This is a genomic window from Microbulbifer yueqingensis (assembly GCF_900100355.1).
GTDB classification, from domain to species: domain Bacteria; phylum Pseudomonadota; class Gammaproteobacteria; order Pseudomonadales; family Cellvibrionaceae; genus Microbulbifer; species Microbulbifer yueqingensis.
Genome location: NZ_FNFH01000001.1, coordinates 459,965 through 477,914, shown reverse-complemented (window position 1 = coordinate 477,914; position 17,950 = coordinate 459,965). Strand labels below are relative to the sequence as shown.

16 protein-coding genes are annotated in these 17,950 nt (G+C 62.5%); 8 read left to right on the top strand and 8 right to left on the bottom strand.

The window, feature by feature from the left end:
- Window positions 1-35: 35 nt before the first annotated feature.
- Window positions 36-1,319 (bottom strand): acetyl-CoA C-acetyltransferase, encoded by a 1,284-nt coding sequence (locus tag BLT26_RS02140; protein ID WP_091507494.1) that lies wholly within the window; start codon window positions 1,317-1,319, stop codon window positions 36-38.
- Between the two features lie 574 nt (window positions 1,320-1,893).
- Between BLT26_RS02140 and BLT26_RS02135 the strand changes: the two genes are divergently transcribed.
- Together BLT26_RS02135 and tmpT are read left to right on the top strand one after the other, a co-directional pair.
- Window positions 1,894-2,730, top strand: a complete 837-nt coding sequence (locus BLT26_RS02135) for a hypothetical protein (protein WP_091507491.1) — start codon at window positions 1,894-1,896, stop codon at window positions 2,728-2,730.
- A gap of 150 nt (window positions 2,731-2,880) precedes the next feature.
- On the top strand, window positions 2,881-3,519 hold the full coding sequence (gene tmpT / locus BLT26_RS02130) for a thiopurine S-methyltransferase (protein ID WP_091507488.1): 639 nt from the start codon (window positions 2,881-2,883) through the stop codon (window positions 3,517-3,519).
- A gap of 29 nt (window positions 3,520-3,548) precedes the next feature.
- Here the strand turns inward: tmpT and BLT26_RS02125 are convergent, their stop codons facing one another.
- Both BLT26_RS02125 and BLT26_RS02120 read right to left on the bottom strand, forming a co-directional pair.
- Window positions 3,549-4,169: an SOUL family heme-binding protein gene (locus BLT26_RS02125; RefSeq protein ID WP_217631355.1), complete on the bottom strand. Its 621-nt coding sequence runs from the start codon at window positions 4,167-4,169 to the stop codon at window positions 3,549-3,551.
- 245 nt (window positions 4,170-4,414) lie between these two features.
- Window positions 4,415-5,872, bottom strand: coding sequence for an amidohydrolase (locus BLT26_RS02120; protein WP_091507480.1), 1,458 nt, complete (start codon window positions 5,870-5,872; stop codon window positions 4,415-4,417).
- Between the two features lie 320 nt (window positions 5,873-6,192).
- Here BLT26_RS02120 and BLT26_RS02115 point away from each other — a divergent pair, with 320 nt between their 5' ends.
- Both BLT26_RS02115 and BLT26_RS02110 read left to right on the top strand, forming a co-directional pair.
- Window positions 6,193-6,861, top strand: coding sequence for a DNA-3-methyladenine glycosylase I (locus tag BLT26_RS02115; protein ID WP_091507476.1), 669 nt, complete (start codon window positions 6,193-6,195; stop codon window positions 6,859-6,861).
- A 275-nt stretch (window positions 6,862-7,136) separates the two neighbouring features.
- Window positions 7,137-8,783: a DUF3592 domain-containing protein gene (locus BLT26_RS02110; protein WP_425435260.1), complete on the top strand. Its 1,647-nt coding sequence runs from the start codon at window positions 7,137-7,139 to the stop codon at window positions 8,781-8,783.
- 98 nt (window positions 8,784-8,881) lie between these two features.
- Here BLT26_RS02110 and BLT26_RS02105 read toward each other — a convergent pair whose 3' ends face one another.
- The 4 genes from BLT26_RS02105 to BLT26_RS02090 all read right to left on the bottom strand — a co-directional run bounded on the left by BLT26_RS02105 (window position 8,882) and on the right by BLT26_RS02090 (window position 12,383).
- Window positions 8,882-10,048 carry a DUF4785 domain-containing protein gene (locus BLT26_RS02105; protein WP_091507470.1) on the bottom strand — a complete coding sequence of 389 codons (1,167 nt, stop codon included), beginning with the start codon at window positions 10,046-10,048 and terminating at the stop codon, window positions 8,882-8,884.
- 9 nt (window positions 10,049-10,057) lie between these two features.
- On the bottom strand, window positions 10,058-10,924 hold the full coding sequence (locus BLT26_RS02100; RefSeq protein ID WP_245720549.1) for a hypothetical protein: 867 nt from the start codon (window positions 10,922-10,924) through the stop codon (window positions 10,058-10,060).
- A gap of 452 nt (window positions 10,925-11,376) precedes the next feature.
- The gene (locus tag BLT26_RS02095; protein WP_091507467.1) at window positions 11,377-11,763 is read right to left on the bottom strand and encodes a DUF2750 domain-containing protein; all 387 of its coding nucleotides are present in this window, start codon (window positions 11,761-11,763) and stop codon (window positions 11,377-11,379) included.
- A 107-nt stretch (window positions 11,764-11,870) separates the two neighbouring features.
- On the bottom strand, window positions 11,871-12,383 hold the full coding sequence (locus BLT26_RS02090; RefSeq protein ID WP_091507464.1) for a hypothetical protein: 513 nt from the start codon (window positions 12,381-12,383) through the stop codon (window positions 11,871-11,873).
- 185 nt (window positions 12,384-12,568) lie between these two features.
- On the opposite strand from BLT26_RS02090, the gene BLT26_RS02085 reads away from it, so the two are divergent.
- The 4 genes from BLT26_RS02085 (at window position 12,569) to BLT26_RS02070 (ending at window position 17,248) form a co-directional block, all read left to right on the top strand.
- Entirely contained in the window at window positions 12,569-13,087 is a 519-nt protein-coding gene (locus tag BLT26_RS02085; RefSeq protein WP_091507462.1) for a (2Fe-2S)-binding protein, read from the top strand.
- Window positions 13,084-14,079: an FAD binding domain-containing protein gene (locus BLT26_RS02080; RefSeq protein WP_091507459.1), complete on the top strand. Its 996-nt coding sequence runs from the start codon at window positions 13,084-13,086 to the stop codon at window positions 14,077-14,079. The genes BLT26_RS02085 and BLT26_RS02080 overlap by 4 nt, the downstream gene beginning before the upstream one ends.
- Window positions 14,076-16,289: a xanthine dehydrogenase family protein molybdopterin-binding subunit gene (locus BLT26_RS02075; RefSeq protein ID WP_091507457.1), complete on the top strand. Its 2,214-nt coding sequence runs from the start codon at window positions 14,076-14,078 to the stop codon at window positions 16,287-16,289. Before BLT26_RS02080 ends, BLT26_RS02075 begins: the two co-directional genes overlap by 4 nt.
- Window positions 16,290-16,744: 455 nt before the next feature.
- Window positions 16,745-17,248 (top strand): hypothetical protein, encoded by a 504-nt coding sequence (locus tag BLT26_RS02070; RefSeq protein ID WP_091507454.1) that lies wholly within the window; start codon window positions 16,745-16,747, stop codon window positions 17,246-17,248.
- A 116-nt stretch (window positions 17,249-17,364) separates the two neighbouring features.
- Here BLT26_RS02070 and BLT26_RS02065 read toward each other — a convergent pair whose 3' ends face one another.
- Window positions 17,365-17,880 carry an NlpC/P60 family protein gene (locus BLT26_RS02065; RefSeq protein ID WP_091507451.1) on the bottom strand — a complete coding sequence of 172 codons (516 nt, stop codon included), beginning with the start codon at window positions 17,878-17,880 and terminating at the stop codon, window positions 17,365-17,367.
- Window positions 17,881-17,950 lie beyond the last annotated feature (70 nt).

Genomic DNA, 17,950 nt, shown 5'->3' with positions numbered 1-17,950 from the left:
GTTTTATTTTATTGTTCTGTTGCTATGGGGGGCGCTTACTTTTCCAGGATCGCGGTTACCGCCTGGCCGCCGGCGGCACAGACGGAGATCAGCCCGCGGCCCGATCCCTTCTGGTCGAGCAGCTTGGCCAGCGTACCGACGATACGCCCGCCGGTGGCGGCGAACGGGTGGCCGGTGGCGATGGAGCTGCCGTTGACGTTGAGCCGGCTGCGGTCGATGCTGCCCAGCGCGTGCGAGAGGCCCAGTTTGTCGCGGCAGAAGCCCTCGGCCTCCAGCGCGGCAAGGGTGCAGAGCACTACCGCGGCAAAGGCCTCGTGGATTTCATAGAAGTCGAAGTCCTGCAGCGCGAGACCGTGCCTGGCCAGCATACGCGGGATGGCGTAGGCGCCGCCCATCAGCAGGCCCTCCTTGCCGTCCACATAGTCCACGGCTGCGGCCTGGCCGGCGGTGATATAAGCCAGCACGGGAAGGCCCCGCTTTTCGGCCCATTCCTCGCTGGCCAGCAGTACTGCCGATGCGCCATCAGTGAACGGGGTGGAATTGGCCGCGGTAATGGTGCCGTGATCGCGGTCAAATGCCGGCTTCAACTTGGCCATCCTTTCCAGCGTCGTATCCGGACGCAGGTTGTTGTCCCGCTTCAGGCCCTGGTATGGCATCACCAGGTCGTCGAAAAAACCCTCGTCGTAGGCGCGGGCCAGGTTCTTGTGGCTGGCGAGCGCCAGCTCGTCCTGGGCCTCGCGGGTGATGCCGAACTGCTTCGCGGTTACCTGGGCGTGCTGGCCCATGGTCATGCCGGTGCGGGGTTCCGCGCCGGTGGGCATATCCGGAACAAGGTGCCGGGGGTTAAGCAGCCCGGCGGCGGCCTTGAGCTTGTCCCCGGTGGTCCTGGCGTTGTTGAGGGCCAGCAGCGCATGGCGCATATCGTCGTTGGCGCCCATCGGGATATCCGAGGTAGTGTCGGTACCGCAGGCAATACCGCTATCGATCTGGCCCAGCGCAATCTTGTTGGCCACCAGGATAGTGGCCTCCAGGCTGGTACCGCAGGCCTGCTGGATATCGTAGGCCGGCGTGTGCGGGTCCAGGCCGCAACCGAGTACGGACTCCCGCACCAGGTTCCAGTCCCTGGCGTGCTTCTGCACCGCGCCACCGGCAACCTCGCCGAGTTGCTCACCATCCAGGGAGAAGGTGTCAACTAACCCCCGCAGGGTGTCGGTGAGCATGGTCTGGTTATCCAGGTCCGCATAGGCGGTGTGGGAGCGGGCAAAGGGGATCCGTTTTGCGCCGATAATTGCGACCCTGCGGGGGGTGCCGTTGAGCATGGGGTTCTCTCCCTGGCATGTTTGGCGATCATTATTGCAGAGTAGGCTAATGGAAAACGGATATTTTTGCAGGTTAAAGGGAGACAGCGACGATATGGCGTGTGGCTGGGGAACAGTAACCCCCAGTGTCTAGCGGGAAGCTCGCGGCGTGGCGATGATGTCCGGCCCAGATGGATAACCGAGATGTATGGCAAAAAGGTGCGGTAGTTCGCAAATTTTGACTAAGGCAGCGAAATTTATCTGGATGAAACCGCGGTACCAATCAATTTATTTCTGGCAAGCCTTGTGTTCCATCAGCAGCAAAAAATGCGCGACAACGTGCAAATAAGACTAAAAATTTCCCGCCGCGGAAGCGGCTGACAGCTCTGGCAGGTTGGCCTCTGGCGCCTGTCGTCGGAAATCACCTTGACGCCTTCCGGCCCTGTTGCAACGCTATAGGCTCCGCCAGTATTTGGCTTCCTCAGCCAGCATTTGGACCGGTAAATCGCGCCCTGTGGTTTTTCCCGGACCAGTCTTATCTCCGTAAAGCCGCCGGGCGTTACTTCCGAAGCAGTGTAGATTTCTGGAGAAAATAATGAGAAAGCAATTACTCGCTGTACTGCTCGCCTCGGGGCTGCCACTGAGTGCGTCTGCGGACCATTCGTGGGCCGACTACCACTGGGCGAGGACGACGAGCTCTTTCGATTTGCAGGTGATCAACAGTACCACCACCGACTGGGACCCCTATGTCACCCAGGCCATCGCGGACTGGTCCAAGTCCTCCAAACTCAACATGATCGAGGACCCGAACGGCGACACCAGCTCCAAGACCCGCCGCCAGTGCAGCGCACCGGATGGCATGGTGCGGATCTGTAACCTGGATTACGGCAATAATGGCTGGTTGGGTATCGCTGGGATCTCGATCGATCCCCAGGGGCATATCATTACTGGCTATACTAAGCTGAACGACACTTATTTCACCTCGTCCTATTACAACACCTGGGACTGGAAGCAGAGTGTCACCTGCCAGGAGCTGGGCCACGACGTCGGCCTTGGCCACCAGGATGAGAATTTCAATAACCAGTCACTGTTCTCCTGCATGGACTACCAGGATCCGCCCTATCCGTATCCGAACAACCATGATATGGGGCAGCTGGATACCATTTACGGTCACACCGATTCCTACGATTCCTACGCCACAAGCGGTTCCGGTGGCGGCGGCGGTGGTGGTGGCGACTGTAACTCACCGCCCGGCAAAGGCTGCAACAAGTCGGATATCGGCAACAACTCCAGTAGCACCGGCTGGGGTATGTCCATGGGGCGCCGCGGACAGCAGGAGACCTTTATCCGCATCGACCCGCAGGGTATCCGGCACCTCACCCATGTGACCTGGGCGAAGGATCACGAGCACGAGGACGGGCACGAGCACTGACCCCTGCTTTGGTAACTTTCCAGGGCCCGCCTTCCGGCGGGCCTTTTTCTATCTGTCCCCATATCGCAGAAGCGGCAAAGTGAATAGTGCGCGCGGGCAGTGTATATTGGCTGTAAGTTGGTCGCAGTAACGAGCAGTAGAGGAACAGAAATGGATGCTGAATTCTGGCACCGTAAATGGCAGGACCGGGATATCGGCTTTCACGCGCCGGAGGCCAACCCGCTGTTGGTGGGGCACTTTTCCCGGATTGCGGCGCGGCGCGGGGCACGGGTGTTCGTCCCGCTGTGCGGCAAGACCCTGGATATCCACTGGCTGTTGGCGCAGGGATACCGGGTTGTCGGGGCCGAGCTGAACCGGCAGGCCACCGTGGAGCTCTTCAGCGAACTGGGTGTCGAGCCCGAAATCGCTCCTGCGGGCGGCCTTGAGCATTTCAGTGCGGAGGGTATCGATATTTTTGTTGGCGATATCTTCGATGTCTCCCGCCGGCTGGTCGGTGAGGTTGATGCGATATACGATCGCGCCGCCCTGGTGGCCCTGCCGCCGGAAATGCGCGAGCGTTACACCGCACACCTGGTGGAAATCAGTAACGGCGCGCCGCAGTTACTGATCACCTTTGAATACGACCAGGCGCTTATGCCCGGTCCCCCTTTTGCCGTTTCGGGCGAGGAAATGGCACAGCATTACGGCGGGAATTATTCACTGGAACTGGCTGACAGCCAGCCGGTGCCGGGTGGCCTGAAGGGACGCTGTGCGGCGACCGAGAACGCCTGGATCCTGCAGGGAAAGTAAAAGCGCTGAACCGCCAGCATCGCGGGCATTCATTCGTGCGGCACCATGATTTCGTTGCGGCGCAGGAAGGGCAGGGTCCACGGCGGATTGTAGCGCGCCAGTTCCGGTTTTCCGATTGGCGCAAGGCCCTTCTCCTTCATCCATGCCACAAGTTCAGCAGTCTTCTTCGCCACCTTTTCCTCGCCGGTGAAGCCGGAAAAGCGAATAACCGCATAGGTGGTCGCAGGAATTTCACGCAGTTTTACCGCCGGGTTGTTCGGCCGGGGAATCGTGTCCATCGTGTAGCGGCCGGGCATCACGAACCAGACACGCCACTGGCCACCGGTACGCTCCATACTGACGGGCGCCGTCATACTGATTTTTTCGGACCGGGGTTCCACGCCCACCGGTGCCGTCATCTCTATTTTCTCGTTGCCTCCCGCCGGGGCGCTGTTGTTACCGAAGATATAATCGGCCAGCAGCCTGAACCCTGCACTGGTTGCCTTGTCCATGGAGCCCGGTACTTCCACCTCGGCAATGATTTTGGGTTCGTAGTCGCGCAATTCGAACGGTTCCGATTTCTCGATCAGCCTGTATGCCGGTTCCTCAATCGCCATCGTGTAGCCTGCAAGAAGTGTAATGAACAGTGCGAGAAAAACTCTTCCGGCCATTATGCTCTGCTGCCTGGTTTCGCGGGGATATAACCTGATTATAGGTGTCAGTGGCCGGTGGCTGGCTCAAATCGCGGTATTACCGCTCCGTTCCCGCCGATTGTGTGATGGGAGATACGTATCCACCGGCATTGCGGATTCGGATGTGTTCAAGCCTGGATGAAGGCGGGCGGGAGCCGTCGGCCCCCGCCGTACAGGGATGAGAAGTTGGTTGCGATGGTTACTTGCGATAGTTACTTAGATAGTTACTTGCGATAGTCCAGCGGCGGCTCGCGATCGCCCAGCAGGGGCGCGTACTCGAAGTCATCACCCCGCTTGCGCTCGAATTCCCGGGTGGCCTGCTCCACCAGCCCCGGCTCCCTCAATAACTGGATGCCCGCCAGCGCCAGTGTCTCGGCGGCCAGCAGCATACCCTTGTGGCCGATGCTGGTGCCGCCGGCGGCCACCGCCTGCCAGGTGTGGGCGGAAGTGCCGGGCACCCAGGTGGCGGTAGCGAAGCCGCCCGTGGGCACGTTCCAGCTGACATCGCCCACGTCGGTGGAGCCGGGGGAGGGGGCCTCGGAGGGATCGTAGTCGACGATCTTCTTCTGGTCGCCGATCATGCGTCCCGGCTTGCTGGCGAGTCCGTCCAGGCTGCGGGCAAACTTCTCCTCACTTTTCGAGTACTCGATCCCGCCGAACTGGCGCATGCTGGCGTCCAGCAGGCGGTTCAGGACCTGGTTGGGCAGCAGGCTGTGGTTGCCGTGGATGATCTCCCACTCCACGCTGGTGCCGGTGCCCTGGGCAGCGGCGCGGGCGATCTGCTCCACCCGCTCCCATACGGGTTCCAGGTCGGCCGCAGTGTTGTCGCGTACGTAGTAGAAGACCTCGGCCTGCGCCGGTACCACGTTCGGGGCCATGCCGCCGTCGGTAATCACGTAGTGGATGCGGGTGCTGTCCGGCACATGCTCGCGCAGCATGTTCACCATGAAGTTCATCGCCTCGACGCCATCCAGTGCCGAGCGACCGCGCTCGGGTGCGGCAGCTGCATGGCTGGCCACGCCCTTGAAGCGGAACTTGGCCGAGCGGTTGGCCAGGCTGGAGGTAGGCAGGGCGGCGTTCCGGTCACCGGGGTGCCATTGCAGCACGACATCAGTGCCCTCGAAGGCGCCGGCGCGCACCATATAGACCTTGCCGGAGCCGCCCTCCTCGGCGGGGGTGCCGTACAGGCGGATCTCTCCAGGGGTGCCGGTTTCCTCCAGCCAGCGGCTCAGCATAATCGCCGCGGCGGTGGAGCCGGCGCCGAACAGGTGGTGGCCGCAGGCGTGGCCCGCCGCCTGTCCCTCAATGGGGCTGTATTCGGGTACCGCGTGCTGGGCCACGCCGGGCAGGGCGTCCATCTCTGCCAGCAGCCCGATTACAGGCCCGCCGCGACCCTGCTTGTAGCTGGCCACAAACGCGGTGGGGATATCGCCGATACCGGTCTCAACCGAGAAACCGGCCTCCTGCAGGTGCTCCTGGATGGCGGCGCTGCTGCGGGTTTCCTGGTAGCCCATCTCGGCCCAGTTCCACAGGTTGTCGGCCAGGCCGGTGGCCTGCGAGGCGATGCGGTCGGACTGCTCCTCAACCCAGGCCGCATCTTTGCCCAGTGACTGTGGATCATAGGAATAGGCGGGAGAGAGCGCGCCCATCAGGGCTAACGTCGCCAGGGTGCTGCGTATCATGGGGTCACCTTTGTTATTAAAGTAGTTTCGGGTTAGTGGGATACCGTACCAGTTTGGTCCGGTGATTTCCGCATTCTGCCGTCCGAGGCCGTGGATATGGGAGGGCACTGCCGGCCGGGGGCGGCTCCGGCTAATTCCTGTCGGACGATTGCGGCAGCGAATCCGGGCACTGGGATGAAATTTATCATGGCCGCCGCATCGGTTGGGCGGGTCAGGTCGCCGGGATCTTTCGGTTCGTCGAGGGGAAGAGCCAGGGTGGACTGGCCATCGGCCCTCCGCTATAAACGGCTCTTTGTAACAGCGGCGGGGAAGAGCGGGCCATGCGGGACTTCAGGAATATAGAATCCGGGGTCGTCGAGCGTTTCGGCGGCGAGCGGGAACTGGAGCGGAAGCTCACCAAACCCAGGGCCCCGCGCACCCTGAAGAAAATCCCGGACAGCGAGTGGCTGTCGTCAGCATCGCGGGCGGTGTTCCAGGCGGGTTTCAACTGGACCGTGGTCCGTAACAAATGGCCGCGTATCGAGGAGATCTTCCACGGCTTCGATCTGCACTACTGCAGTTTCATGCCGGACGATGAGCTTGAGAATGTCATGAAGCAGGACGGCATGATCCGCCACTGGGCCAAGACCAAGTCGATTCGGGACAATGCCACTTTCTTTCTCGAGCTGTCCCGCGCCCACGGCGGGCTGGGTAATTATTTCGCCGGCTGGAAAGCCGCCGACTATGCCGACAACCTGCGCTACCTGCGGAACGGCGGTTCCCGCCTGGGCGGCCGCACTGGCCAGGTATTCCTGCGTCGCATGGGGGTGGACACACTGATTTTTTCTGCAGACATGGTGCAGGCACTGGTGCGTGAGGGAGTGGTGCAGAAGACGCCGTCGTCGAAAAAGGATTGGTCCGCACTGCAGCAGGCGGTTGCCACCTGGCAGGAACAGTCGGGGCGCAGCCTGAATGAGATTAGCCAGATACTGGCGTTTTCCACGGGCTGACGGGTACCAGCCGCAATTTGTTGAGCCGGGTTTGAATTCACCGGCTTTTCTCCCTGTCCGGTAAAAGCACCACCTGCCTGTGCTACATTAAGCCGCCAAGCGCATAAGACTAATATGTACTGACTTCCAGTGCAGTACTAGGGGAGAAAACAATGACAATGGAGGTAAGGCGCCCGCCCAGGTTTGCGGGAACACTCTTCGGAGCTTTTTTTTTCCTGCTGGGCTTATTTCTCTTTGTTCTCATGGTCGGCTCGCCGATCAGCGAGCGAATCCGGATGCAGTCCTGGCAACCGATGCAGGCAAAGGTGATTGAGGCCGACCTGCAATCCCGGCGCGATGACGAGGGAACTCTGATTTACAAGGCGGTTGCCACCTACCGCTATCGCCATGCCGGGCGCGAGTACCAGGGCCACCGTATCTCCCTGCACCAGGGCAGCGATAGTTTTGGCAGCTACCAGGAGGATAGATACCGCCAGCTGGCTTCCGCAGCGAATTACAACCGCACGGTGCGAGGCTGGGTGAACCCCGATAACCCCCGCGCATCGGTACTAGATCGCGGCCTTCGCTGGAAACTGGTGCTGTTCCCCGGGCTGTTATGCTCCGTATTTATTCTCATCGGAGCCGGGGTCCTGTATTTCACATGGACCAGGAAAGCGCCCGTAGATCCGGCGATACGGGACAAGAGGCCTTGGCAGGCCCGCTCCGAATGGTCGCCGGAGGGTATCTATTCCAAGAACAGGTTCACCATTGCGATGTGGTGGATAGTTACCCTGCTGGTCCACACCGTTACGTTGCCGATGCTGACCGCGCTGCCGGGGGAGCTGCACAAGGGCAACTACGCGAGCCTGGCAATGCTGCTGTTCGTAGCTGCCGGCCTGTTCTGCCTGTTCAAGGCGGTGAAGAAAACAATTGAGCACCGGCGCTTCGGCCCGGTGCCGGTGGTGCTCGATCCCTTCCCGGGTCAGATCGGCGGCCGGGTAGCCGGCTTCCTGAAATTCAGCCGCCGCCTTGGCCACGCGGTGGACTTTGAAGTGAAACTGAAGCATATGCGCACCACCACACGCCGCGGCACTGACGGTGATCGCGAGACAAATATAGACTGCCTCTGGGAGCTGGCCTCCAGGGGCAAGGTGCGAGTGTCCGCCGGGAGTTCGCTCGTATATTTTGCCTTTGCCGTCCCCGAGCAGATGTCCTCGTCGCGAATCGAGGATGGCGATGGCTACTGGTGGTCGCTGGAGGCCAGGGGGCGTATGCAGGGGGTGGACTTCCACCGGGAGTACGAGATTCCGGTGTTCAGGGTGGGGGGCACGCCTCCGGCTCATAAGGCCAGCGAGGTGGAGCTGGTCCATGGGAAGACGGATTTTACCGAGGAGCTGGAAGCCCTGCTGGATATTGAGCAGCGAGATGGTGGCCTGGTCATCCGGCAGCCAGCGGGGAAGCAGAAACTGGCCAAGCCCCTTACGTTATTCGGCCTGCTGTTCGGTTCGATCGGTATCGGGGTAACCTTTACCGACGCTCCCATACTTTTTCCCCTCGTATTCGGCGGGTTCGGCCTGCTGCTGACAGGTATCGGTATCAATTTGATGATTACCGGCTACGAAACCATTATAGGCAGCGACCGCATCGTCCATCGAACGCTGCGACTGGGCCGGGAACAAAAGCGCGTGGACTGGCCCCGCGCGCAGGTGCACGGCCTGCGCCTGTCGCGGAGCGGTTCCGGCGGTGAGGGCGGGAAGGCCGTCGAATATTTCGACCTGCTGCTGCAGCGCATAAACGGCGTGACCGTCAAGGTGAGTGCCGGGATCGGCGGGCGCCTGGCCGCTGCCCAATTACTTGAGAGCCTGGCCATGCTTACCGGCCTGAAGGCGCGGGACGAATACCTGTCTGCCAAACCACGGAAACCCGAACGGCAGCAGGCTTAGAGAGTTCGGAGCCTGCCGGACAGGCGCCGGTGGCCACTGGTATGAGCAAGTCGCGACCGGCAATTATTGCCGGTCGCGACCACTCGGGCTGCCGGGACTTACTTAAGCTCCCAACTTCCCTGCAGGTAACCCAGCACCGACATGCGGCCCTGGTCCAGGAACTGGACGCTGTGTACCTGGTAGGGCCCTCTCAGTCCGGATGCCGCAAGCTTGGCCGCGTCGACCGTGAGGCTCATTTCACGCTGGCCCGCATCCAGCCACTCGGCGCGGTAGGACAGCAGTGCCGGCTGGTAGTCACCGTTGCCGTCCCGGCCGAACACCAGCGCGCGCGCCTCGTAACGGCCGGCCTCCTGTACATCCACTGCCAGCGTCAGGCCCCGGACGTCGCTGCCCGCCACACTGGCGCTGGCGGTTTCGGTGAAGATGTCTGCAGCCACCACGGCCACCCGCTCCAGCGACTCGCCCCGCGAGTTGCGCAAGGTGGAGCGTACCTCGACCCGCCACAGCTCGCCGGGCACCGAGGCCGCGGAGACGTTCACCGGCCAGCTGGCAGTGTAGCGATTGCCAGAGATATTTCCATTTACCTCATAGCGCTCTCCACGCGGCGCGATCAGCGTGGTGGAGACGGACTCCAGGCTGGCGGACGCGCTGCCGGAGGGACCCGCTGCCAGCTCCAGTGTCCCGGAGCGGCTGAAGCGCTTGCTGGGCGCCTGCACTTCCAGGGCAATATCACTGTGCTTGTCCAGCACATAGAGGATGTATTCGGCATTGGCCCGGGCGTTGCCATTGGCCTTCAGGGTGAAGTTACCGCGACCCATATCCTCCGGCACCTTCATCACGTGGGCACGGCCATAAAGACCCGGGAACTCCTGGCGCAGCCCCTCGGACTTGCGGTGCAGGGCAATGCTGTCGTCGTCCACCGGGCGACGCTCGGTCCCATTGGACAGTGTCATTCCCCGGGGAATCTCGGTATCCACCACGCGCTTGCCGTTTTGCGAGCGGTCGAGTGGTGAGATCTGGATAACCGCCTGCTTGCCGTCGACAAAGAACTCGGCACCGCGGTTCAGCTCGGCGCCGCTGACGCGCCGGTAGAAGACCCGGCTTTCCTCGCGGGCACCGGTGTCGGCGAGCTGCTGCTTCACATCCGACTCGACGGCCTGGGAGAAGCTGACCGGGGCGCGGCTGTTGTTGAGAATCTCCTGGGCGGATGCCGCGGCGGTTAGCGCGCAGAAGACCAGCGTGGATGTTATGAGTATGGTTTTCATGGCTGCACCTTAAATGTCGTTTCTCAGGATCAGGTCGAGGTAGAAGCACTTGCGCCGGCTCTGGTTATGGCTCAGCGGCTCGCCACCCTTGGTCGCGCTATAGTCGTAAAACCACAGGCGGCCGGCGGCGTTCTGCGAGGTGCAGTTGAGGAAACCATCGGAGCAACTGTTCAGCCACTCCTGGGTGATTTCCAGGCCGACATTCTCGGTGTAGCCGCCGCAGTAGCTGTCGGGGTCCCACACCGCGCTTTCCACATCGGTGCCCACCACATTCCAGAATCCCACCGGCAGGGTGGGGCGGCCGGAGGTGCCCAGCAGCCAGTTGTCGTTGTAATAGGCCATCCAGCTGGTCTGCTGCATGCGTACCGCGTCGTTCTGGTAGCCCAGCAGCCAGCCCACTGAGGCCTCGAACACGTTGCCCGCCATCACTGCGTCCGCCAGCGGGGTGCCGGCGCTGGAGGCGGCCAGCACGTTCACCCAGCGGATACTGTCGATGATGGCCGGGTAGCGGCTGTCCCAGGTGGGGTTGGACAGGATCCAGCGCATTACATTGCCGCCGTTGGAGTGGGTGATGACAACCAGGTCATCGATATTCATCGAGGTGATGAAATTGTGCAGCTGTGTGGCCAGGCAGCCGGCGGCGGCATCGTCCCACATGTACTCCTCGAAGTCGCAGTTGATCACCAGCATATTGCTGCCTGTGGGCAGTCCCTGGCGGATGGATTCCACCATCCCGGATTTCCAGTAGTCGTTATAGGCATCGGACTGGTTACCGGTGCCGTGCACCAGTGCCACACCGGTGGCTGCCATTGCCGACAGCGGCGCACACAGCGCCACCACCAGCGTGGCCAGTAGGGGAAGTTTTCTCGTCATCATCGGTGATTCACCTTGTTGTTACTCTTGTTTTCGGGAAGCAAGCGGAACAGGAGGGTGCGGATGAAAAAGAAATGCTTTTATAGTTTTCTGACACACTCCATGTGGTACCAAAGTACAGCGTGAGATGTGCCTTGCTTCATTTGCGAAGTAAAAAGCGGACCCGGGATTGGCCCGGTACCCGACAGGAGTCTAGGAGGGATGACGATGACTCACAGGGGATTCGCGCTACTGGAACCTGATTAGTCCTGTTTTTGTGCGGCAGCGCATAGATTAATATTTTTGACTGTGGGGTCTTGTACGGTGGTGCAACAGTGTGGTGGGTATTGTGCGATTACCGTCGGGGATTTTCGCAGGGTAAGGGCCGGCTGCTTTCCCATGGGCGGCAATCCAGTGGCTGGTGGAAAAAGGGCCCCATTGCCCGGTTCACTCGGGGCCCCGCCAGTTGCGTCATGTCAGAAGCGTGAAAGTTCTTCCCGCAGATCGCGCTCCAGCTCAGCAGGCTCCATAAGCCAGACACTTTTATCCGGACCCGGGAAAACGCCAACCTCGATACCGTCCTTCTCCAGTCCCTTGAGCCATTTCTTCAGGAACTGTGGCAGGGCGATGCCGCGGGGGCTGAGGTCGGCATCATCGCCGGCGTAAGCCGAGGCAAAATCCGCGGTCGGCCACACCGGCAGGTACTCGAACCCCCCGTGTTCATCGGAGTGTAATTTCAGGAAGTGGTCCTCGTTGTTGACCAGTATCCAGACTTCCCGCTCCTCACCCACGGTGTCGAGGAAATAGTCATAGCGGTCTTCGGTATCCAGGCCGAATATTGCTTCCAGCTCTTCGTTGTTCATAATTTGCTTCGATCGTGCCAGTTGAATGTCAGGATTTCGTGTTGGTACAGGAGCAGCGTGTCGGGCGGTAATGCCCGGCCACTGCTCTTCACTAAATTTGCTCTTCGCTATATTTGCTCTTCGCTATAGTAGCCGGGAATGCCCACGCCGGCGCTATCCAGGCCATCGCTGCCTGCCGGGGACTGCTGTTGCCACAGCCCCAGGTCGAGTCCCGGGAAAGTAAAGCACTGTGGGGCGTCAGGATCGTCGGACTCATAGGGCTGGCCGGTAAGGGCGGCTAGCTGCTCCAGCAGGTCATACACCGGCCCGGAGAAAAGCTCCAGCTCTTCGAGTCGGGCGCTACGGAGCGTATTACCGCGGAACACCTCGATAAATTCCACCCTCTCCGCAGTATCGTAATGCACCTGTAGTTCGCCCTCCCAGTAGCTGTCCCGCGCCGGCACGGCAATAGTGGTATCGCCGGCCTCTATCTGGTGGGCAGCTATGACGTGCCCAGGCTCGCCCAGGATGCACCGTACCGCCGCGCGGTCCATGCCCAGCTCGATCGGGCCGGCGCCGTGATGGGGACGGAGGTCAATGCTGGTCAGTACCCGGCTGGCGGCTCCGTGGCTGTTAACCATGGTTCAGTTCCCCCATTTAGCTTCGACCAATCATGCACCAAGTCCCTTCTGGCGCCTAATCTTGCCCATGCCCCGGCTGCACGGCAGCTGTCGATGACCGCGTGCGCTTGTGTCGGCCTGTAGAACCTGTATCCCGCCGCTTGCACTAACATAAACCGGAGCGCACAGGCCAGGGAGGGCCCGGCATGGCAGTAATCTCTGTCAACGGACAGGAAGTGACACTGAATGATGATCCCCGCACCACGCTGCTGGATACCCTGCGGGAAGGTGCCGGGCTCACCGGCACCAAGAAGGGCTGCGACCACGGCCAGTGCGGGGCCTGCACCGTGCTACTCGACGGCAGGCGCGTGAATGCGTGCCTGGTCCTGGCCATCCAGTGCGAGGGCTGCGAGGTGACCACCATCGAGGGGCTGGGTGAGGGCGGCGATTTACACCCGCTGCAACAGGCCTTCGTGCGCCACGATGGCTTCCAGTGCGGCTACTGCACGCCGGGACAGGTCTGTTCCGCCTACGCCATGCTGGAGGAAGTCGCCAATGGCGAGGCCAGCGACGTTACCGGGAAAGGCGCGGTCCGCCTCAGTGCGGAAGAAATCCGCGAGCGTATGAGCGGGAATCTCTGTCGCTGCGGCGCCTACGCCAACATCGTCGACGCCATCCTCGATGCCGCAGGGGAGCTGGACCGGAAGGGGGAGGCATCCCGGTGAAACCTTTCGACTACCAGCGCCTCGCCGCAGTGGAAGACCTGGGCCAGAGGGTGAGCGAAGGGGATCGTTTCCTCGCTGGCGGCACCAACCTGGTCGACCTGATGAAGCATGAAATAGAGACACCGGAGCGGCTGCTGGATATTTCCCGGCTGGAACTCGGCCAGATCGAGGATGGCGGCGATGGCGGCCTGAAGGTGGGGGCCCTGGTAACCAACACTGCGCTGGCGAGTGATGCGCGGGTGCGGGAGCGCTGGCCGCTGCTCTCGGCCGCGCTGCTCGCCGGCGCCACGGCGCAGCTGCGCAACCGCGCCACCACCGGCGGCAACCTGCTGCAGCGCACCCGCTGCTACTACTTCTACGACACGGCCCGCCCCTGCAATAAGCGCAATCCCGGCGAGGGCTGTGGCGCCCTGGATGGCTTCAATCGCATTCACGCGATCCTGGGCACCAGCGAGCAGTGCATCGCCACCCACCCGTCGGACATGGCCGTGGCGATGGTGGCGCTGGATGCCGTGGTGAACCTGCGCGCCCCCGATGGCAGTGAGCGTCAGTTGCCGGTGGAGGAACTGCACCGGTTGCCCGGCGACGAACCGCAGCGGGACACGGTGCTGGAGCCCGGCGAGCTGATCACCGGCGTGCAGCTGCCCGCGCCGCCCCCGGGCCGGCAGCTCTACCGCAAGGTGCGCGACCGCAGCTCCTATGCCTTCGCGCTGGTGTCGGTGGGCGCGATCCTGGATGTGGTGGACGGCAAGGTGGACAGCGTGCGCATCGCCTTCGGCGGTGTGGCCCACAAGCCCTGGCGCGCGCGCAAGGCCGAGCAGGCGCTGCAGGGCCAGAAGGCCACCGAGGAGAATTTCCTGATGGCCGCCGACGCCGAGCTGGCGGATGCGAAAGGCTACGGCGGCAACGATTTCAAGATCCCGCTGGCGCGGCGCACGCTGGCAGCGGTCCTCCGGGACGCCGCCGGCGCGGAAGGGGAGACCACAGCATGAAAAACCCGGCAGCGATCGGCCAGCCACTGGACCGGGTCGACGGACCCCTGAAGGTAAGCGGCGCGGCCACTTATGCGGCCGAGCACCAGCTGGATCATGCCCCGCTGGTGGGTTGGATTGTGGAGGCAACTATCCCCGCCGGGCGCATCAAGGCGCTGGATACCGGCGCGGCGGAGAAGAGTGCCGGGGTGGTGGCGGTGCTCACCCACAACAACAGCCCGTCGCAGGTGCCGTTCGGCGAGCCGGACGACGAGGGACGCTTCACCCAGTCCCGCGCCATGCTTGGCAGCGACCGGGTGCGCTACCACGGTTTCCCGGTGGCGCTGGTCATCGCCGATACCCTGGCGAATGCGCGCCACGCCGCCGGGCTGGTAGAGGTCAGCTACGACCCCGCAGAGGCAGTGACGACTACCGGCAGTGATGCGGACGAGGTGCCCGACGAGCTGGACGGCGGCCTGGACCCGGATGTCACCCGGGGGGATTTCGAACAGGCGTACAGTGAGTCCGAGGTGCAGCTGGATGTCACCTATACCACGCCGAACCAGGCCTCCGCCGCCATGGAGCCCCACGCCACCATTGCCGAATACGACGGCAATGAGCTGTGGGTGTACACGTCGGTGCAGCTGATAGGCCCGGCCGTGGAAGTACTGGCCAACACCCTGAAGCTCGACCCGGACAAGGTCCGCGTGCTGAGTCCCTATATCGGCGGCGGCTTCGGTTCCAAGCTGGGCCTGCACAACGAGGCGATCCTTGCCTGCCTGGGTGCCATGCACCTGGAGCGGCCGGTGAAGGTGGTGCAGCACCGGCGCCATGTCTTCCACAATGCGCCCCACCGGGGAAACTCGGTGCAGCGCATCCGCCTCGGCGCCAGCGGCGACGGCAAGCTCAAGGCCATCGGCCACGAGAGCTACATGCCCCGGGCCCGGGGTTACGCCTTCGCCGAGCCCACCGGCGCCTCGGCCCGCACCACCTATCACGCCGATGCGCTGCTGAGCCGGCACCGGGTGAAGACGGTGGACATGTCGCTGATCGACTCCTGCCGGGCCCCGGGACATTCCATCGGTTCCCTGGCTTTCGAGTCCGCCATCGACGAAATGGCTTATCGCTGCGATATGGACCCGGTGGCTTTCCGCCTGGTCAACATGCCTGACAGGGAACCCGCCAGCGGGCAGCCGTTTTCCAGCCACGACCTGGCGGAGTGCCTGCGCGAGGGCGCGGCCAAGTTCGGCTGGGACCAGCGCGATCCCACTCCACGCAGCCAGGAGCGGGGACGCCAGCTGGTGGGCTACGGCGTGGCCAGCACCATCCGCATGAACATCCTGGTGAAATCCACCACTCGCATCCGGCTGTCCGATGACGGCAGCCTGATCGCCTGGGCCAACATGACCGATATCGGCACCGGCACCTACACCATCCTCACGCAGATCGCCGCCGATATCCTGGGCCTGCCCGCCGGCAAGGTCTCTATCGAACTCGGGGACAGCGCCTACCCGGCCAGCTGCGGCTCAGGCGGTTCATTCGGGGCGGGCAGCTCCGGCTCCGCACTGCGCGATGCCTGCATGAAATTGCGGGAGAAGCTGGTGGATATCGCGCGCAAACAGGAATCCCTGAAGGATGCGGACTTTGATGGCGCCAGCTTCGAGGGTGGCAACCTGGTGCTGGGCGATAAGAAGGTGCCGCTGGCCGAGCTGGTGCGCCAGTCCGGCCATGACTACCTGGAGGTCGACGGGAAGGTGGAGCCCGGCGAGGACCATGAAAAATATTCCCAGCACTCCTACGGTGCCCAGTTTGCCGAGGTGACCGTGGACCGGGATACGGGTGAGGTTCGGGTGCGGCGGATGCTGGGGGTCTTCTCCGCCGGGCGTATACTCAACCGGAAAACTGCCCGCTCCCAGCTGCTCGGTGGCATGGTGTGGGGTATCTCCTACGCGCTGCTGGAAGAGCTGATGCTGGACGAGCGATGCGGCGCCTTCGTGAACCGGGACTTTGCCGAGTATCACCTGGCGGTGAATCGCGACATCCCCGAGGTGGAGATCCACTTCCGTGAGCAACCGGACACCCACTCCAATCCGCTGGGCTCGAAAGGTATCGGCGAACTCAGTATCAGCGGCGCCGGCGCTGCGGTAGCCAACGCCATCTACCACGCTACCGGCGTGCGCGTGCGGGACTTTCCCATCACTCTCGACAAGCTCCTCGAACACCTGTCCTGAGGCGCCATTTTGCAGGCACCCGGTGCCACTCGTGTTTCCTCTCTTACATCACGTCACCCGCCCCTGGCCTGGGGGCGGGCTAGTGGCAGCCGGGCGCCCGGAAAACGCTCCCCAAAAGCTGGCGCGGCAACCAGCGCGGGCGCACTACAACGGTGCAGATCTGTACTATCTTTGCGACGGCCGGCACGGATGTGCCGGTCGGGGTGCACGGGCGGACTGGCTCGCCGGGACAAATGTGCGGGGCTCCCGACTGGGTCTCGAGCCGCCCACCAGGCGGCTACGCCGGCGCCGCGCTACCCATCACGTATCACCTGCGTCTCACAGGTCCACCAGCGATTCTTGTATGCAGCGGCATAAGGAGGTGACCAGGCAGAAAGAAACAGTGGTTCAGGGCCGGTATCAGCGATGCGCCGGCCGGAAGTCAGTGAAATCCAGTCAATAATGAGGGAACAACAATGAGTCAGGAATTTGAACTGATGTCTATCGGTGACCTGGATTCGGTTGCGGATTGGTACGAGAGCGAGATAGCCAAATCCACGCGCACCGAATTTGTCAGGTTTGAAAACAATACCCACGACTTCGAGATAGAGGTATTCCTCTTCGAGCTGCGCCAGACCCGGCAGCTGCCCCCGCCCGCCGGATTTGAGGAGTGGACGGGCGTCACCGTGGGTGGCAAGAATATCGGTCGCGGGCAGAGCTGCACCAGTTATCTGCAAAAACGCGTGATCGGGCATTTTGCCGATGCCGGCCTGCTGAACATCCGCCATGTGCCCACCGGCCGGGTCTCGCGGACATTCAACTTCAACGACCGTGTCGCGCCGAAGGGCAGGTTCTTCAAGTGGGTCAAGTTCGGCATCGTGCAGCGCACCTCGGCCGCGGACACTGACCTTATCCTCGAATTCACCGGCACCCTCGATAATGGCGAGGTGGTGAAGAACAGGCAGGAGATCAGCCTTTAGCAGATCAAGTGATTTGCGCCCCTGTCGCCGGCTCGCGCAAAGCGGCGCTGGTGACAGGCTTCGGGTGTCCCGGCTCGCAGGCCCCTTTACCCTCACCTAGGCCGGGCGGAAATACCCTAGCTGTTCAGGTCCAGCCTGCGCGCATGCCAGAAGCGGTCCCGCCAGTAGTAGTCGCTCAGCCGGGAAATAGTGACGCCACGGCTGGTGGAGGCGTGGAAGAACTTGCCGTCCTCGATGTAAATGCCCACATGCCGGACCTTGTGGCCGGTCTTGAAGAATACCAGGTCGCCGGCACGCAGCTCATTGCGCCTGATCCGCCGGCCCAGCTGTGACTGGTAGCGGGTGGTTCGGGGCAGCTCCACGCCCAGCTGGTCGCGGTAGGTGGCATACACCAACCCCGAGCAGTCGATGCCACGCTTGCTCAGCCCCCCCAGCTGGTACCTGGTGCCGCGCCACTCCCGGTGCTGGGAATAGAGCTTTTCCTCGATCGTCCCGATATCCTCCTGGATCGCTGCCCGTGCGACGGGAGCAGAAGTGGGCTCCCGCGGGGGCTTCTGGTAGGGGGCGAGGCTGCAACCGGTCATGGTGGCGGCCAGCAGGAGGGGCAGGGGTGTAAGCAGCTTCTTATTCATCGGGGTTGTCGTGGCAGTGTGGCTCTAATCCGGCCCACATCCCAAGCTGGCCGGGGCCTGGCTGCGAGTA

Bases quoted from the DNA above. Each gene is read 5' to 3' on its own strand.
- BLT26_RS02140 (WP_091507494.1), bottom strand. From the start codon at position 1,319: ATGCTCAACGGCACCCCCCGCAGGGTCGCAATTATCGGCGCAAAACGG.
- BLT26_RS02135 (WP_091507491.1), top strand. From the start codon at position 1,894: ATGAGAAAGCAATTACTCGCTGTACTGCTCGCCTCGGGGCTGCCACTG.
- tmpT (WP_091507488.1), top strand. From the start codon at position 2,881: ATGGATGCTGAATTCTGGCACCGTAAATGGCAGGACCGGGATATCGGC.
- BLT26_RS02125 (WP_217631355.1), bottom strand. From the start codon at position 4,169: ATGGCCGGAAGAGTTTTTCTCGCACTGTTCATTACACTTCTTGCAGGC.
- BLT26_RS02120 (WP_091507480.1), bottom strand. From the start codon at position 5,872: ATGATACGCAGCACCCTGGCGACGTTAGCCCTGATGGGCGCGCTCTCT.
- BLT26_RS02115 (WP_091507476.1), top strand. From the start codon at position 6,193: ATGCGGGACTTCAGGAATATAGAATCCGGGGTCGTCGAGCGTTTCGGC.
- BLT26_RS02110 (WP_425435260.1), top strand. From the start codon at position 7,137: ATGCAGTCCTGGCAACCGATGCAGGCAAAGGTGATTGAGGCCGACCTG.
- BLT26_RS02105 (WP_091507470.1), bottom strand. From the start codon at position 10,048: ATGAAAACCATACTCATAACATCCACGCTGGTCTTCTGCGCGCTAACC.
- BLT26_RS02100 (WP_245720549.1), bottom strand. From the start codon at position 10,924: ATGATGACGAGAAAACTTCCCCTACTGGCCACGCTGGTGGTGGCGCTG.
- BLT26_RS02095 (WP_091507467.1), bottom strand. From the start codon at position 11,763: ATGAACAACGAAGAGCTGGAAGCAATATTCGGCCTGGATACCGAAGAC.
- BLT26_RS02090 (WP_091507464.1), bottom strand. From the start codon at position 12,383: ATGGTTAACAGCCACGGAGCCGCCAGCCGGGTACTGACCAGCATTGAC.
- BLT26_RS02085 (WP_091507462.1), top strand. From the start codon at position 12,569: ATGGCAGTAATCTCTGTCAACGGACAGGAAGTGACACTGAATGATGAT.
- BLT26_RS02075 (WP_091507457.1), top strand. From the start codon at position 14,076: ATGAAAAACCCGGCAGCGATCGGCCAGCCACTGGACCGGGTCGACGGA.
- BLT26_RS02070 (WP_091507454.1), top strand. From the start codon at position 16,745: ATGAGTCAGGAATTTGAACTGATGTCTATCGGTGACCTGGATTCGGTT.
- BLT26_RS02065 (WP_091507451.1), bottom strand. From the start codon at position 17,880: ATGAATAAGAAGCTGCTTACACCCCTGCCCCTCCTGCTGGCCGCCACC.